14 protein-coding genes and 1 pseudogene are annotated in these 16552 nt (G+C 46.6%); 2 read left to right on the forward strand and 13 right to left on the reverse strand.

The features are described from left to right. Positions 1–16 precede the first annotated feature (16 nt). Positions 17–160, reverse strand: a pseudogene (locus ACM1ND_RS15405) (hypothetical protein); the annotation flags it as partial. 363 nt (positions 161–523) lie between these two features. Between ACM1ND_RS15405 and ACM1ND_RS15410 the strand changes: the two are divergent. Next, complete coding sequence (locus tag ACM1ND_RS15410) at positions 524–1387, forward strand: class I SAM-dependent methyltransferase (RefSeq protein WP_418026276.1); 864 nt, start codon at positions 524–526, stop codon at positions 1385–1387. A gap of 9 nt (positions 1388–1396) precedes the next feature. Next, on the forward strand, positions 1397–2143 hold the full coding sequence (locus ACM1ND_RS15415) for an RluA family pseudouridine synthase (protein ID WP_209942627.1): 747 nt from the start codon (positions 1397–1399) through the stop codon (positions 2141–2143). 137 nt (positions 2144–2280) lie between these two features. Here the strand turns inward: ACM1ND_RS15415 and ACM1ND_RS15420 are convergent, their stop codons facing one another. The 12 genes from ACM1ND_RS15420 to purT all read right to left on the reverse strand — a co-directional run bounded on the left by ACM1ND_RS15420 (position 2281) and on the right by purT (position 16520). Next, a complete protein-coding gene (locus ACM1ND_RS15420) occupies positions 2281–3783 on the reverse strand; it encodes a DHA2 family efflux MFS transporter permease subunit (protein WP_028540693.1) in 1503 nt (500 codons plus the stop codon). Continuing rightward, a complete protein-coding gene (locus ACM1ND_RS15425; protein WP_023989070.1) occupies positions 3767–4252 on the reverse strand; it encodes a MarR family winged helix-turn-helix transcriptional regulator in 486 nt (161 codons plus the stop codon). The genes ACM1ND_RS15420 and ACM1ND_RS15425 overlap by 17 nt, the downstream gene beginning before the upstream one ends. A gap of 282 nt (positions 4253–4534) precedes the next feature. Continuing rightward, positions 4535–5005, reverse strand: coding sequence for a MarR family winged helix-turn-helix transcriptional regulator (locus ACM1ND_RS15430; protein ID WP_013310615.1), 471 nt, complete (start codon positions 5003–5005; stop codon positions 4535–4537). A 275-nt stretch (positions 5006–5280) separates the two neighbouring features. Next, positions 5281–7743: a DNA gyrase subunit A gene (gyrA, locus tag ACM1ND_RS15435; protein WP_013310616.1), complete on the reverse strand. Its 2463-nt coding sequence runs from the start codon at positions 7741–7743 to the stop codon at positions 5281–5283. A gap of 22 nt (positions 7744–7765) precedes the next feature. Then, positions 7766–9745 (reverse strand): DNA topoisomerase IV subunit B, encoded by a 1980-nt coding sequence (parE, locus tag ACM1ND_RS15440; RefSeq protein WP_028540692.1) that lies wholly within the window; start codon positions 9743–9745, stop codon positions 7766–7768. Positions 9746–9843: 98 nt separating this feature from the next. Next, the gene (locus ACM1ND_RS15445) at positions 9844–10833 is read right to left on the reverse strand and encodes an ABC transporter permease (protein ID WP_023989072.1); all 990 of its coding nucleotides are present in this window, start codon (positions 10831–10833) and stop codon (positions 9844–9846) included. Further along, positions 10826–11902 (reverse strand): ABC transporter ATP-binding protein, encoded by a 1077-nt coding sequence (locus tag ACM1ND_RS15450; RefSeq protein WP_028540691.1) that lies wholly within the window; start codon positions 11900–11902, stop codon positions 10826–10828. Before ACM1ND_RS15450 ends, ACM1ND_RS15445 begins: the two co-directional genes overlap by 8 nt. Then, entirely contained in the window at positions 11902–12849 is a 948-nt protein-coding gene (locus ACM1ND_RS15455; protein ID WP_053325635.1) for a GDSL-type esterase/lipase family protein, read from the reverse strand. Before ACM1ND_RS15455 ends, ACM1ND_RS15450 begins: the two co-directional genes overlap by 1 nt. 175 nt (positions 12850–13024) lie before the next feature. Further along, a complete protein-coding gene (locus ACM1ND_RS15460) occupies positions 13025–13705 on the reverse strand; it encodes a TIGR00266 family protein (protein WP_023989075.1) in 681 nt (226 codons plus the stop codon). A gap of 227 nt (positions 13706–13932) precedes the next feature. Beyond that, entirely contained in the window at positions 13933–14673 is a 741-nt protein-coding gene (locus ACM1ND_RS15465; protein ID WP_418026278.1) for a CAP domain-containing protein, read from the reverse strand. Between the two features lie 208 nt (positions 14674–14881). After that, positions 14882–15343, reverse strand: a complete 462-nt coding sequence (locus tag ACM1ND_RS15470) for a GNAT family N-acetyltransferase (RefSeq protein WP_013310623.1) — start codon at positions 15341–15343, stop codon at positions 14882–14884. Then, entirely contained in the window at positions 15336–16520 is a 1185-nt protein-coding gene (gene purT, locus ACM1ND_RS15475) for a formate-dependent phosphoribosylglycinamide formyltransferase (RefSeq protein ID WP_071558575.1), read from the reverse strand. Before purT ends, ACM1ND_RS15470 begins: the two co-directional genes overlap by 8 nt. Positions 16521–16552 lie beyond the last annotated feature (32 nt).

Here is a 16552-nt window from a genome sequence, read left to right on the forward strand (position 1 = left end):
AAAACTAGGTTTAATCTTATGGAAATATACGCAAAACAGCCGCATTACATGCGGCTGTTGGCAGATAAACTCTATGGATAAACAAATTATTAGTTACAACATAGGTCATTACCTTATAATGCGCTCCGCCAACATGAATCCACGCTTCGGCAGAAGCTTCGAACGAAGGCTTCGTCTACCACAAAACGCTGGCTACAGGCAGTTTAGGCAGTTTGTGTTTAATTAAGTGGAACTTCAGCTGTGTTGATAAAAAATATTATGTACGTACAATCCATTCCGTCTTTCATTATTATGATAAAAAACGGATGGTTGTACGTACAAGTGGGATTGATTTCATTTTAATATGGAAGCGCTATAATTACAAGTGCATCCTAGAAAAAATATTTTGGACCATTTGACTACTTACTTATTTATGTAATCATTCGATTGTTGCTGAGGTTTGTTGTACAATAGACTCCATATGGGGATTTCTGTGCAGCTTGCTGCCTGGATCCTGAATTGACTGCTGAAGGATGGATTGTACATGTATGTAGCACAAGAATGGAAAGACTATGAAGTAATGGATACAGGCGGTGGTGAAAAACTGGAACGTTGGGGTGATATTGTCCTGCGTCGTCCCGATCCGCAAATCATATGGCCTTTGGCCCAGGAAACAGCCGAATGGCGTAATGTTCATGGACATTACCACCGTAGTTCCTCCGGAGGCGGCAACTGGGATATGAAAAAAACTATCCCCGAGCGCTGGACAATTAGCTATGGACCGCTTAAATTCCACATTAAACCGACCAGCTTCAAGCATACCGGTCTTTTTCCGGAGCAAGCAGCGAACTGGAGCTGGATGATGGATAAAATCAAAGGCGCAGGCAGACCGATTTCCGTACTGAACCTGTTTGCATACACGGGAGGAGCCACTACTGCTGCTGCGTATGCTGGAGCCAGTGTAGTTCACGTGGATGCCGCCAAAGGCATGGTACAGTGGGCAAAGGAAAACGTTCAATTGTCTGGTCTGGCTGACCGTCCGGTACGCTTCATTACGGATGACGTATTCAAGTTCGTGCAACGGGAACAACGTCGGGGCAACCGTTATGATGCCATTATCATGGACCCCCCTTCTTACGGACGCGGACCGAACGGAGAAACTTGGAAGCTTGAAGAAAGCTTATACCCGTTTCTCGAATCCTGCATGAGCATCATTTCGGATCAACCGCTGTTCATGCTGATTAACTCCTATACTACAGGTATTTCGCCTACTGTATTGCGCAACATGCTGAGCATGACCATGCAACAAAAGTACGGCGGACAAATTAGCGCTGGTGAAATCGGATTGCCGATCACACGCTCGGGATTGAATTTGCCTTGTGGTATTCTCGGACGCTGGGAGGCTTAAATTCCTCTTATGACTCAAAATGAACTTACCCGGCATGAGCATGCACAACCCAACATTCCTGTCCTATATGAGGACAATCATGTTTTGGCAGTTGTAAAGCCTGTCAATGTTCCAACGCAAGAGGATGCCAGTGGTGATCCTGATCTGTTGTCTTTACTCAAGGAAGATCTAAAAATCAGACACAATAAGCCTGGTAACGTTTTTTTGGGCTTAGTTCACAGACTGGATCGGCCTGTAGGTGGAGCCATGATTTTTGCTAAGACGTCCAAAGCTGCTTCTCGCCTGTCAGAGTCGGTTCGAAGTCGTCATTTTCACAAACTGTATACAGCAGTTCTGAATGGCGTTCCTACGGCCTCACAGGGCCGTCTAACCCATTATCTGCTAAAGGATAGCCGTACCAACACGGTTCAAGCGGTTCGGCCTGGAACGGCTGGTGCGAAGGAAGCCATTTTGGAGTACCGCGTGATCGGACAAGCAGATGGACTCAGTCTCGTGCAGATTAAGTTGCACACCGGACGCTCGCACCAAATCCGTGTGCAAATGCAGGCGATTGGCTGTCCCCTCTACGGTGACCAAAAATATGGCGGTAATCTGAGCCGGCCCGGTCAACAGCTCGCGCTCTGGTCCTTACTCGCTGGAGCACCGCATCCGGTTAGCAAGGACGATATGAGATTTCACTCGTTACCTCCAGTCCAATTTCCATGGAATGAATGGCCCCGGTCGCTTTATGAGAACATGATTACGTCTGAAATTTGAACCGGAAAGCCCTGCCCTATCTGGATATCAACATCTTCAACCCCATTTGCACAAAGAACCTGCAACGCATGTAAACAAACATGCATTGCAGGTTCTTTTTTTTGCAGAAAATTAAATTAATGCGTCATCCCATCCTTTTATGACGAGGAAGCCACGGACTGTCCCTTCTTGCTGTTTACCAGCTGTTGACGGGGATGGGCGTTTTGTGCATTCGTATTTTTGATGAAAAACGCTAAAATCAGAGCGGCCACACTCAACACTGTTGCAATGATAAAAGCCGAGTTAATCCCATAAATTGTAGCTTGGTTGCCTGCAGCCAGCATCCCCGCTTTATCTGTCACGGTCAGTCCCTCAGATGTAACAATCGATGTCAAACGGTTGCTGCTCTGTGTTGACATCACTGTCACCAGAATTGCCGTCCCAATCGAGCCAGAAATCATACGCAGCGTGTTACTCATCGCCGTACCATGTGCATTCAATCGTTGCGGAAGCTGATTCAACCCGGCTGTTTGGATCGGCATCATCAGCAACGACATCCCGAACATCCGCACCGTATAATTAATTAACAGTGTCATATAGGTGGTTGTTTCGGTCAACCGTGTAAATTCCCAAGTCGTTATAGCCATGATCAGCAAGCCAATTACAGACAACCAGCGTGCTCCGATTCGGTCAAAAATAGCCCCCGTTACAGGAGACATGAGCCCCATCAGAATCGCTCCCGGTAACATTAGCATACCGGACTGGAGCGGTGTAAACCCCCGAATATTTTGCAAATAAATCGGAAGCAATATCATACCGGCGTACAAAGCCATCGTCACAATCACGTTAATGATTGTCGTCAAGCTGTACACATCGTATTTAAAGATACGGAACTCCAGCATAGGCTCATCTGCCTTCAGTTGGCGAACAATAAACAAAATAAGCGCAATAGTCCCAACGATAAGCGTAGACAGGACCGGAATACTTCCCCAACCCGATGTTCCTGCATCACTAAAGCCGTATAATATTCCACCGAAACCGAGCGTAGACAAAATGATGCCGGGAATGTCCAGCTTTGGCTTGGACTGCTCCGTTACATTTTTCAGAAAAATAAATCCGATCACAATCGAAATCACTGAAATCGGCAGGATGATCCAGAACAAAACCCGCCAGTCATAATGCTGTACTATATAACCGGATAAGGTTGGCCCAATGGCTGGAGCAAAACCCATCGCAATCCCCAAGGTTCCCATCGCCCGGCCACGACGCTCTATTGGGTAGATGTTCAAGATAACCACCATCATTAAGGGCATCATGATACCTGCTCCCGCGGCCTGAATAAGCCGACCGATCAGCAATATGCTGAAGCTTGGAGCTACAGCACATAACAGCGTGCCTATTGAAAAAATAGTCATCGCGCTAATAAACAATTTACGAGTGGAGAAACGGGCAATCAAGAACGCGGTCACCGGGATCAATACCCCATTCACGAGCATAAAGCCCGTACTAAGCCACTGAGCTATATTGGCATCTATATTCAAATCACTCATCATTTTCGGTAAAGCCACACTGATCAACGTCTGATTTAATATCGCTACAATCGCGCCAATCAACAGAGCGGCCACAATGGGTGCTCTGCGTACATTACCTGGTAGTGTCATTTGAGGACTGCTCAAGTTGATTCATTCCCTTCGGTGTTAATTTCATGATCATTTGTTTATGGATATCCAGGACCATCTCTAGCTGCTCCTTCGGGATGTCCAGAATGGGCAAGACGCGCTCCATCCACATGGCGTCTACTTTTTGCATGATATCTTTTCCTTCTGGCGTAAGCGTCAGCACTAAGGATCTACGGTCATGCTCATGCCGTCCGCGAGCAATATATCCCGCCTTGGTCAAGCGGTCAACTACCCCACTCATAGAGCTGCTTCCCACATGCGCTATGTCTGCCAGCTCGGATAATCCGATGTTGGGGCGTTTATTCAGAATTGCCAAAGCCATATGCTGAATGGCCGTCAGATCCAAATGCTGCTCCTCATTCCAGAAGGAATAAAATATCGTTTTGTTAACCTCCCTTACCGATTGAATAATCCGGTACACCTCAAGTCTGTCTTCCTCTCTATCACTCACTGGAACCATCCTTCTTTCTAATATCCAATTGACAATCCATATACATATACATATACATATACATATACTAGAAACTATTTGCATACGAAATGTTATTTATTCATAACTATTATTTTATCATCTCTTATGTAAATGTCAACATTCACCCAAATATCACCTATACTTCAACACAAAAAAGCGCGGTATGAATACCACGATAGGTATTTACATCCGCGCACTCCTACTTACCTTAAAATGATAATCTGCTGCGTACAGCTACTTTTCATGTAGCCGCCATTCTAGTTATTCTGCTCGCTCTATTGGTTCCTTTACTCCCTCAGCCTCACTTGTCATTACTGAAGTTTTCGCCTTCGTTGTAATTTTCCCCAACAAATAAACCAGCAAATTTTGATTGTGCTGAGAAATTCGGTTTAGTGCAGAACCCAGAAAATCATCCCGGATTCGCAATCCACGCTCTACTTCTTCTCTCCCTTGATCCGAGATAACAATCCATACAATTCTACGGTCCTTTACGTCTCTGAAACGGGTGACCAGTCGATTCCGCTCCATCCGATCCAGCAGCATCGTAACCGCGGCTGGTGTGGTGGCGAGATATGGGATTAGTTGAGACGGTTTCATACGGCCGTATTCGTTCAAAACCTCCAGCACCGTAAGTTGAGCTTCCGTTAGTGATGGAGCCAGCTGCTGCTCCATATGAACCTTATAATCCTTAGCCATTCTGGACCAGATTTTCGCAAATTCGGTCGTTTGCATTTTGCCTCACTCCTTTAAATAACAGGGTCAGTAAAAGCATCAAAGTTACCGTATGGGCCACCGTCCGGATTGTATTTCATCACATTAAATTTTCGCCATTCAGCCCCGGTTTCCTGCCGTTTTTGGAGCACGAAATGAAAAGGGGAAGGAAGTCTCACTTCGGTTTTGAAGGCTGGTCAGGGTTCGACAGCATGACGGCAAAAAGGTCCTCATTCGTGCCGGAATGGCACGAGAGGACCTCTCTTTTTCGAGCTAAAAAGCGCTTGACTTTCCTATTATTCTATGGACTGAGAAGCTTGCGGCTCACTACGCAGCAGCACATTCACAATTTCGTCCTTCTTCTCCACTGGAGCTAGCAGCTTGCCTGTATCCTTTCGGTCGGTCAAAGGAGCCTTTTCCGAAAGGAAGGACATCGTTTGTCCTTCTGCTGTGATTGCAAATAATTGAACAGCTTCACGGCAATAGAAGGCAGCCACGATTCGAGTTCCATTCGAACGTACTCGTTTGCCTTCCTTGAACTCAAAGGTGGTGATACCTTTGCCGCCTCTTCCCTGTGTAGGATAATCCAGCAGAAGCGTACGCTTACCATAACCGGACTCGGTCAGCACCAACACTTCTCCTTCATCCTCTTCTACCCACAACGCCGCGATAATTTCATCGCCTTCGGCTAGCTGTATACCTTTGACACCAGCCGAGACGCGCCCCATCGCATTAACCTCTTGCTCCTTGAAGCGTATACTCATACCCGCGCGGGTAATCAGCATAATATCCCGGGTACCCTCGCTTAACGTTACCGATAACACCTCATCGTCCCCTGCTACTTTGCAGGCGGCTACGGCACTGGAACGTTTTGTAGCATATTCTTTCAATTCTGTACGCTTTACTTGGCCCTTCTTTGTTACAAATACCAGGCTTTTGCCAATTTCCTCGATGTTTTTGAGCGGGATGACACTTACGATACGATCTTCCTTCGATAACGGAATGACGTTGACAATTGGAGTGCCCGGCTCTTTCCACTTATACTCTGGCACCTGATGTACAGGTAATAAAAAGTATTGTCCGCGCTGGGTGAAGACGAGCAATATGTCCAGCGTATTCACATCAAGCAATTGGGTAACGTAATCCCCTTCTTTAACACCAGAACTTGAACGTTCCCCGCCTGAACGAGTGAATGACAACATACTTGTACGTTTCACATAGCCATCTTTTGAGAGTGTCAGCAGCACATCCTCTGCTCCCACCATGACTTCCAGGTTCACCTTAATCTCTTCTACCTCGCCCTGGATATCTGAACGACGGTCAATGCCGTACTTTTCACGAATTTCCAACAGTTCCTTGCGAATCAGGCTGATCAGCTTGCGATCACTTTCCAGAATAGAACGATATTGTGCGATTTTTTTCTGGATGTCACCCAGTTCTTTTTCAAGCGTGGTGATTTCCAGATTGGTGAGACGATACAACTGCAAAGTCAAAATAGAATCTGCCTGACGTTCGCTAAAACCAAACATCCATTGCAAATTATTTTGCGCGTCCTGGCGATTTTTGGAAGCTTTAATGGCTGCGATGACCTCATCCAGAATGTTCAGCGCCTTGACCAAACCTTCCAGCACATGGGCACGATCCTCTGCCTTTTCCAGTTCATACTGGATACGGTGAGTGACAACTTCGCGTTGATGGGCGATATACGCTTCCAAAATGGACTTTAGCCCAAGCTGATGTGGCGCTTTGTTCACAATAGCTACCATGTTGAAGTTATATGCCACCTGTAGGTCGGTTTTTTTCAGCAAATAAGCTAAAATCCCTTCCGCATCGGCTTCCTTCTTCAGCTCCACAACAATGCGCAAACCATTTCGTCCGCTTTCGTCACGAACCTCGGCAATCCCTTCCACCTTTTTCTCCAGACGGATATTCTCCATGGCGGTTACGAGCCTTGATTTGACGATCTGGTATGGGATTTCGGTAATGACTAGCTGCTGCTTACCTCCGCGCAAGGACTGAATTTCCGTTTTGGAACGAATATAAATACGTCCTTTTCCCGTGCGGTAAGCGTCCTTGATGCCTTCGCCACCCATAATGAGTCCGCCAGTCGGGAAATCAGGACCTTTGATAAAGGTCATAATCTCTTCCAGCTCAATCTCTGGCTTTTCCATCACCGCAATGCTGGCATCAATAACTTCGCGTAAACTATGTGTAGGGATCTCTGTCGCAAATCCCGCCGAGATCCCACTGGAACCGTTCACCAACAAATTTGGATAACGAGACGGCAACACAACGGGCTCTTTGGCCGAGTTATCAAAATTGTCCTTGAACAAAACCGTACGCTTTTCAATATCGCGCAGCATTTCCATTGCGATCGGAGACAAGCGAGCCTCCGTATAACGCATAGCTGCCGCCGGATCATCATCCTGGGAGCCCCAGTTACCGTGACCGTCCACCAGCACGTGACTCATTTTCCAAGGCTGCGCCATCCGTACCATGCCATCGTATATCGACGAGTCACCGTGGGGGTGGTAATTACCCATAACGTCCCCAACGGTTTTGGCCGATTTACGATATGCTTTATCCGGCGTATTGCCCGAATCGTACATTGCATAAAGAATACGACGTTGTACGGGTTTTAATCCGTCCCGTACGTCGGGTATCGCCCGATCCTGAATAATATATTTGGAATATCGGCCAAAGCGGTCACCGACCACTTCCTCCAGAAAAGCTGGCAAAAACTGCTCCGATAAGCTCATGTATACACCTCTTTTGATAGCACTACTCTACGTATTCCGTAAAATCTACGTTTTCCACGATCCAGCGCTTGCGCGGATCCACCTTATCACCCATCAAAGTGGACACCCTGCGTTCAGCCTTGGCTGCATCCTCTATCTGAACGCGTAGCAAGGTGCGTGAATCGGGATTCATCGTTGTTTCCCATAACTGATCAGGGTTCATTTCCCCAAGTCCTTTATAGCGCTGAAGCTCAAAATTTCGTCCAAATTCTTTTAAATAATTATCAAGTTGCTCGTCAGTCCAAGCATAACGCACCGTTTCGAGCTTACCCGACTTTCGAGTTATTTTATACAATGGCGGTTGAGCAATAAATATGCGTCCTGCATCAATAAGCTCTTTCATGTACCGATAAAAGAACGTCAACAACAGCACTTGAATGTGCGCACCATCTGTATCTGCATCGGTCATAATGATGATTTTGGAATAATTGCTGTCTTCCAGCGAAAACTCTGTTCCTACTCCCGCACCGATAGCTGCTGTAATAGCACGGTACTCATCATTCTTCATAATATCCGCCAGTTTGGATTTTTCCGGATTCATCGGCTTGCCCTTTAGCGGCAATATGGCCTGAATTTTGGAATCCCGTCCCTGCTTGGCTGATCCTCCAGCCGAATCGCCTTCCACAATAAACAACTCATTACGTGTAAAATCCTTGGACTGCGCAGGCGATAGTTTACCATTCAAATTGGAACTTTCACTGCGCTTTTTACCGGAACGCATTTCATCCCGAGCTTTACGTGCAGCTTCACGTGCTCTGGATGCTTGAACTGCCTTCTTGATCAAAGTTTGTGCTATCTGCGGATTTTCTTCCAAAAAACGCTGCATCTGCTCAGATACGATGGCATCCACTGTACTCCGTGCCGAAGCGCTTCCCAGCTGATCCTTTGTCTGGCCGACAAATTCAACCTCAGCCATCTTGACACTGATTACAGCCATCATGCCCTCACGTAGATCGTTGCCCTCCAAGTTTTTATCCTTTTCTTTCAACATCACCGTTTTCCGGGCATAGTCGTTCATGACACGAGTGTAAGCGGTTTTGAATCCCGTTTCATGCGTACCTCCTCCACGTGTCGGAATGGAGTTAACGAACGAAGCAATCGTCTCTGTATAACCAGCATTGTACTGGATGGCAATCTCTACTTCAATGTCTTCTTTCTCGGCATTAAAGTGAATAACGTCATGCAGCACATCCTTGCCCTCATTCAGAAAAGCAACAAACTGACTTGCGCCACCCTCATAAAAATACTCATCTGACTTTCCGCTGCGTTCGTCTTTAAGTTGAATACGAAGGCCCGAATTTAGAAAAGCAATTTCCTGAAGGCGCTCAGCCAACGTATCGTAGTTAAAATGAATGCCTGCCTGAAAAACACGAATATCCGGTTTAAATGTAATTTTCGAGCCCGTCTTGTTAGTATTGCCCAGCACTTCAAGGCCTGTGGTCGGTTCCCCGACATGCTCCACGCCCTTCTTGTCCTGCCAATATTCAAACCGCTGACGGTGAATCTTGCCGTCCCGGTAAATTTCTACTTCAAGCCATTCCGAAAGAGCGTTCGTTACAGACGCACCTACACCGTGCAGACCCCCGGATTTTTTATATCCCGAACCGCCAAACTTACCTCCGGCGTGCAAAATGGTGAATACAACCTGAGGCGTAGGAATTCCCGTTTTGTGCATTCCCGTAGGAATACCGCGCCCGTTGTCTGATACTGTAACGGAACCGTCCTTATGCATTGTAATATCAATGCGAGAGCAAAACTTGGCGAGATGTTCATCCACCGCGTTGTCTACAATTTCCCATACCAAATGATGCAGCCCCGAAGAACTGGTGCTCCCGATGTACATGCCCGGCCGTTTGCGAACTGCCACAAGCCCTTCGAGCACTTGAATGTCGTCCGCGCCATATTCCGAAGCTCCGCTTTGTGTGCCGGACACTCCCGCAGACAAGTCGATTTTGTCGACCATTCATGCTCCCCCTTTGTCTAATCGTAACCGTGTTTTGCCTTATTCTTGATGATTTTCACCAAAAATGCAAACAGATGTTTTCTTTTACCTTGTCCATTTTAATTCAATATATCCCGTTTCGTAAAGACGGCGAATGAAACAATCAATGCCGCAGCCCCCCAAATGCCCAGTACAGCTAAAGAAAAGGGTAAGGTCATTCCCTCAATGGGGGCGGGGCTTCCAGATAAATAATCGGTTAATTCGAGGTTAACCATAAATAAATATTTAGCACTCTGCCAAGATGAAGCCATGTTTGTCAAAATAGTGCCCGAAATAAGTGCAGCCATCATGACCACGATACTTGCCGCCGTACTTCGTACCAGTACAGATACCATGAAGGCTAACGAAGCTACCACAAGACTGACGAACCAGATCAATCCGGCTTGCAGCATCAGATAATGCCATTGTGGAATCGCGTGTACAGCAGACAAATCCACCGTCGATCCAACAATTTGAAATCCGGTAAATACCGGAACATTAAAACCGCGAAAACCAAAAAACAAGCCTGATATCAGATAGCTAATTACAAATACAGCTAAAATGATGAGCGAGACGAACATATACAATGTCAGCAGTTTGCTCAGCAGTATTTTCCACCGCCTGACTGGGCGAGTCAGCAACATTTTTATCGTGCCTGTCGTCCGTTCTCCAGAAACCAAGTCGGAGGCAATGGCCATAATCAACAGCGGAACGAACAGATTAATGGAATTATCCATAAACTCTCTGGTAAAGGTGACACCACTCGGCTCATTAGGATTCACATCATTTTCCAAATAATATTGCATCTGCTGCACAAAGACCCGACGGTAGGTCTTCCATTCCTCGGGAACCCGGTCACTTCCCAGCGAGTTTTGATTATCGGTAATCGCCTGACGCAGTTCGAGTCGCCAATCATTGCCGAATTTTTCGCGATTGTTTTCTGCCACTTTCATCTGAGCGTACGTAAAAATCGGCACAAGCACAAGTAAAACAAGTAAAATGACATAAAATCGTTTCTTCTTGATAATTTTGAGCGTTTCATTTTGTACGAGCGGTAAAATGTTATTCAAGTATCTCACCTTCCGTCATTTTCAGGAATAGCTGCTCCAGTGTAGGATTGATTTTGGTTACACCTTTAACGGAAATACCGGAAGCCGTCATTTGTGTCACCAGCTCCGCAATATGCTCTTCATCCATTTCTGTAAAAATTGCATCGGCTCCGCTGCCTGCCACAATGCTGTCATCAATTAATTCATCGGCGTTCGTAATTATTTGCACATGCGGAGAATTTTGCAATATGGCAAGACCCTGATCACGAGGCTCCAGTTGCCATACGGCCATGTGCGAGTGCGTATCAACCAATTCCCGCACACCACCTACAGCTAGCACCTTTCCCCGACTTATAATTGCCACCCGATCACATAGCAGCTGGATTTCGCTGAGCAAATGGCTGGAAACAAATACAGCCATGCCTTCTGCCGCTAGCAAACGGATAAAAGCTCTCATTTCCTTGATCCCCTTGGGGTCTAACCCGTTCGTCGGTTCATCCAAAATGAGCAATTTCGGTCTACCAAGCAAGGCTTGGGCTATACCAAGACGCTGGCGCATTCCGAGAGAATACGTACTTACTTTATCATGGATACGGCGATCGAGCCGAACAAGCTCAACGACTTCGCGGATACGCGGCTCGTCTACACCAGGCTGCATACGGGCAAAATGCTCTAAATTCTCCCACCCTGTCAGGTAGCTGTACACCTCTGGATTTTCCACAATAGAACCAATATGCCGCAAAGCCTGCTCAGGGTCACGATTTACATTATGTCCACAGACAGTAATCGTCCCTTCCGTAGGCTTAATTAAATCGACCAGCATACGAATAGTCGTCGTTTTTCCAGCCCCATTAGGACCGAGAAATCCGAAAATTTCACCCGCACGAACGTCGAATGTTACATCATGAATGATCATTTTGCGTTTGATACGTTTCTTAACGCGCTGAACAGAGAGAACTGTTTCGTTATTGCTTCTGTCTCTGCCTGCGCTGCCAACCTGATTGGCGGAATGGAAACTGGACACTGCATCCCTTGATGTCGGATTTTGGGTTATTCCAGCCCCGGTCTTGTCAGCAGATTGGATGCTCATTACTTGTTCCCTCCCTTTTTCACTTCAGCGGGTTGGCTACTTGTAGACTGTTGTTCATTATCCACTTTATCGGCATCCTTCGTGGTTGCAACTGCAAACCCTTGCGCGATACGTTCAGCGATTGCCTGATAGCCCTGTCCGTTTGGATGAAAATGATCGGAAGATAAATAGACGGGCAAATTTTGCTGGAACAAATCGAAAGTTGGAACCAGCGTCATATTGCTGTTTTGGTTGGTAATTGCCATGGCAGCCAGATTCCATTCTGTGACCACAAGATTACCGGGAATTTTCATTTCCTGCAGATCACTGAATGGATTATATAATCCGACATAGATAATTTTAGCATTCGGATTGATTTTCCCTACCTTTGTCAGCACTTTTTGCAGACGTTTGGCGGCATCAGGCACAGCTTTACGCAAACCACTGAGTGTAGGTGGCTCTTTGCCAGTTTGGGCAGCCTGAGCCCCCTGAAATAAATCATTTCCGCCAATCGAGACAATAATGACGTTAGCCTTTTTCAACACATAAGAAACACCAGGCTCATCCAGCTTGGTCAATAGTCCTTGAGTCGTCAGTCCATTAATCCCCAGATTATTTATGAGCTGAGCCTTATGGCCTTCCTGATTATTTAACAAGCTCACCGACCGACGCACAAAACCACTTCCGGAGTCATCCCCCGTGCCTTTGGCCAGCGAATCTCCAATGGCAGCTACCCGAAACTCTCCCGTCTGATTTGTAGCGGATGGCGCAGTTTGTGTCTGCGATGAACCGGAATGCACAGGTTGAGTGCTAACCATTGGCTCTGGAGCCGTGATACTTTGTACTGCTGTAATAAATCCGTACAATAATAGCAATGTGGCGGCAATGGAAACGGAACCGACAGACCGCCAAATCCATTTTGATGAATTCACTCGTGTTCCCTCCTGATAGCTTAGTGAAATAAACATAAGGCTTCTCATATCATTTTGCAAATAAACCGTTCGGAATAAAAGCGCAATAAATGCTTAGAGTCACACATAATTTCCCATGAACATGCAAAAAAAGGATGGCAAATGGCCACCCTTATATTATACTTTCTTGTGCGAATAGTTTATCCTCTCAACTCTAATCAGACGAACCAAACTATTTACTATCAGGGATGAAACTTTTGATCCATTGTCCAAAACTGCCTGGATTTCGACTTTGAATCAGTACCGTCCCTTCACCGCGAAAGCGGCATACAAGCGCTTCTCCACTCGTTACGCTGGACAACCAGCCTTTAGATGCTTTTTCAATTTTATAATCCATATAATCCGGCCATGCCACCAGATGAGCATTATCAATAATACGCTCCTCTCCTGGCGCGATGTAAATGGGATGAATGGCTCCATAAGAGGACAGGAATACCGTACCTCGACCACTGATTTCTACGATAAAAAAACCTTCACCGGAGAATAAACCTTTCATCAGGTTTTGCATTTTGGTGCTTACCTCAATACCTTCCGTGCAAGCCAGAAAACCGTCCTTTTGGACCAACAGTCTATACGTGCCATCCAGTTCCACCGCTTGTACATCACCTATACTGGCAGGGGCTAATAACACCTCAGCCGATCCCCGGGCTGCCCTCAGTTCTTGAAAAAAGAATTTTTCTCCGCTCAGCATTCTGCCTAAACCACGTAACAGTCCACCGTCTACCGTCCCCTTTATATCTACACTGGAAGACATGGAAACCATCGCTCCCATTTCCGCTTTAATCATTTCTCCGGGGTTCAACTGCACCTTGAGCATAGCAAAGGCACCTTCATGCACGATTTCGTAGCTCATTTGTTCACCTGGCTTTCCATAAGTAGTCTGCAATCCATTCAACTTGCTGATATCATACTATAAATACGTCCCTTATGTCTTTTCTGGTATAAAGCAATGGTTATGCCACTGGAGGAATAAGAGACACCAAAAGACCCGCTGAACGTGTCAGCGGGTCTCCAGATTAACGTCACGTCACTATCTTTTCGTAGCAGCGACATGACGTTATGAACGTATTTACGATCATCTTAGTTACGTGTGAACTCTTGTACCCAATATCCATTGTAGTAAGCCACACCAATTTGTGTATATTCTGCCTTCAAAATATTCTCACGGTGTCCCTGGCTGTTCATCCAGGCTTTCATCACTTCTTGTGGTGTTTGTTGTCCCATGGCAATATTCTCACCCGCATACGTATAAGTTACACCGAATTTTTTCATCATATCAAATGGTGAACCATAGGTCGGAGATGTATGGGAAAAGTAATTGTTCGTACTCATATCCTTCGCCTTGACTAAGGCTACTTCTGTAAGCTTCGCATTCGATGCGAGGGGCTTCAGACCTTTTTGGCTGCGCTCGTTATTTACAAGCTTTACAACCTCAGCTGCAAATTGGGACTTGCTCAGTTGTGCATCCGATCCTGCTGACTGGCCCGCGCCTGAGTTTGTGCTTTGTTTTTGGGTCTGTTGCTTGTTACTAGACTGCGAAGCCTTTTGGCTACCCTGTTTGGTTGTTGCTTGTTTACCGGATGAAGGATTTGCTGTTTTGTTTTTAGCCTTGTCCTTTTCAGAACCATCCTTAATTACGGTCTTTGTTATTGTAGTCGTCCCGTTGGACATATTGACGGTATGTCCGTTATTTTGAAACCATTGTTGCAGTTGGGCAGTCAAATCGTCAGCTGGTGAAGCTGATGCCGGAACGATGAATCCTGCGGATAAAATGGCGCTTAGACTTCCCATCACCAGTGTTTTTTTCAACATATTCTTCATTTCGTCATCTCCTTGTTGTATAAATGCCTTGGTGTGAACGCGTCTGGTTACAACTTTGTAATCTTTACTCTAGCAGTATATCATGTTTTATAGAAGGATCAATGGTATAAAAGTTGGAAAAAAAATAGCCCCGCTCGGAATTGACCCATGCGGAACTAAGTTAAAAGTAGTGAGGCTTTAAGTATTAGATTGTCTTGTTATAGGCTGATTATCTAAGCTTTTTGCTGAAACGGTAGCCTTGCTTTTCAAAGCCGATTCGATTGTAGAATGCTCGGGCCTCTACTTGTTTGATGCGGTTATTCGCTCCGGTAATGAATAAATGATAGCATCCTTGCGCACGTCCCCACTCCTCACCACAAGCCACCAGGCGCTTGCCAATGCCCTCGCCGCGATACTCCCCGCTCACGACCAGCATGGTGATTTGTACGGCAGGATCAGGATAAGCCAAGCTTTGAGCCGTATGCATGCCGATTACTCCGACAACACGACCATCCATTTCTGCAACCATCATATTCGCTTGACTGTCCTCCCGCGTTGTTCCCATAACTTCTTTCATTACACCACAAGTCATCGGGTACCCGACTTCTCTTAGTAGTCCAGTTACGGCTTCGCAATCGCCAAGCTCTACGGAACGAATTGTCAGTACTGGAATCATCACATTGTTAGACATGATTTACCTCCACTTTCAGCATATTAGCAGCTTCTTTGGCCGTCTTCCGTGCTGTTTCCACATCTTCTGCAGCGCTAAGCGCTACAGCCATCCGGCGTCCCGGCTTGGTTTCAGGCTTCCCGAACACTCGCACCTGTGTCCGGGGTAGCAATAATGCATCATGCAGACCGCTTATTACAAAATCCCGCGTAGCCACTTCTGCCTTCAAAGTAGCTGAAGCTCCTGGTGTAAGCAGCGTGACGGATGGCACCGGGAATCCGAGAATGGCCCGCACATGAAGCGCAAATTCCGACAAATCCTGCGTGATCATGGTCACCATTCCTGTATCATGCGGACGAGGGGATACTTCACTGAATATGACGCCATCAGCTGTTAAAAACAGCTCTACGCCAAACAATCCGTAACCACCCAGTTCATCCGTAATCGTACGGGCAATGTTCTCCGCCTCCGAAAGCTGCTTGTCCGTCATGCCATGAGGCTGCCAGGATTCGACATAATCCCCATCTTTCTGAATGTGGCCAATCGGTGGGCAAAAAGTCGTACCCGAAACCGATCTGACGGTCAATAAGGTAATTTCGCTCTCAAACGGGACAAAAGCTTCAACAATGACACGTGTTGTTTTGGCACGCGCGCCTTCCAGCGCCGTATTCCAGCAGGATTCTGCATCTTCGAGTGCCCGGCATACAGACTGCCCTTTACCCGACGAACTCATCAAAGGCTTGACCACACATGGCGTGCCCAGCTCATGAACCGCCGACCGCAACTGGTCAAAATTATCTGCAAAACGATAGGCAGCAGTCGGAAGCTGTAATTTCTCGGCAGCCAGCCTGCGGATACCTTCCCGGTCCATCGTAAGACGGGCGGCACGGGCCGTTGGTACTACGTAAAATCCTTCTTGCTCTAATTCTTCCAAAGCACCCGTAGCAATAGCTTCGATTTCAGGTACAATTATGTCGGGCTTTTCCTCACGAATTAGTGCCTTCAACGCCTCAGCATCCTGCATATCCAGACAGTGAGAGCGATGGGCCACCTGCATTGCTGGAGCCAGTTCATAGCGATCAACAGCAATACATTCCACGCCAAGCCGCTGAGCTTCAATAATGACTTCTTTTCCCAATTCGCCGCTACCCAGCAGCAGCATCTTCTTAGCTTTGGCAGAAAAAGGAGCACCCCACATCTTGAACTCTTCCCCCTCTGACGAAATTGCTC

Source organism: Paenibacillus sp. JJ1722, assembly GCF_048282685.1.
Lineage (GTDB): Bacteria > Bacillota > Bacilli > Paenibacillales > Paenibacillaceae > Paenibacillus > Paenibacillus polymyxa_B.

Bases quoted from the DNA above. Each gene is read 5' to 3' on its own strand.
- ACM1ND_RS15420 (WP_028540693.1), bottom strand. From the start codon at position 3,783: ATGACACTACCAGGTAATGTACGCAGAGCACCCATTGTGGCCGCTCTG.
- ACM1ND_RS15465 (WP_418026278.1), bottom strand. From the start codon at position 14,673: ATGAAGAATATGTTGAAAAAAACACTGGTGATGGGAAGTCTAAGCGCC.
- ACM1ND_RS15455 (WP_053325635.1), bottom strand. From the start codon at position 12,849: ATGTTTATTTCACTAAGCTATCAGGAGGGAACACGAGTGAATTCATCA.
- ACM1ND_RS15470 (WP_013310623.1), bottom strand. From the start codon at position 15,343: ATGTCTAACAATGTGATGATTCCAGTACTGACAATTCGTTCCGTAGAG.
- parE (WP_028540692.1), bottom strand. From the start codon at position 9,745: ATGGTCGACAAAATCGACTTGTCTGCGGGAGTGTCCGGCACACAAAGC.
- gyrA (WP_013310616.1), bottom strand. From the start codon at position 7,743: ATGAGCTTATCGGAGCAGTTTTTGCCAGCTTTTCTGGAGGAAGTGGTC.
- ACM1ND_RS15450 (WP_028540691.1), bottom strand. From the start codon at position 11,902: ATGAGCATCCAATCTGCTGACAAGACCGGGGCTGGAATAACCCAAAAT.
- purT (WP_071558575.1), bottom strand. From the start codon at position 16,520: ATGTGGGGTGCTCCTTTTTCTGCCAAAGCTAAGAAGATGCTGCTGCTG.
- ACM1ND_RS15460 (WP_023989075.1), bottom strand. From the start codon at position 13,705: ATGAGCTACGAAATCGTGCATGAAGGTGCCTTTGCTATGCTCAAGGTG.
- ACM1ND_RS15415 (WP_209942627.1), top strand. From the start codon at position 1,397: ATGACTCAAAATGAACTTACCCGGCATGAGCATGCACAACCCAACATT.
- ACM1ND_RS15410 (WP_418026276.1), top strand. From the start codon at position 524: ATGTATGTAGCACAAGAATGGAAAGACTATGAAGTAATGGATACAGGC.
- ACM1ND_RS15430 (WP_013310615.1), bottom strand. From the start codon at position 5,005: ATGCAAACGACCGAATTTGCGAAAATCTGGTCCAGAATGGCTAAGGAT.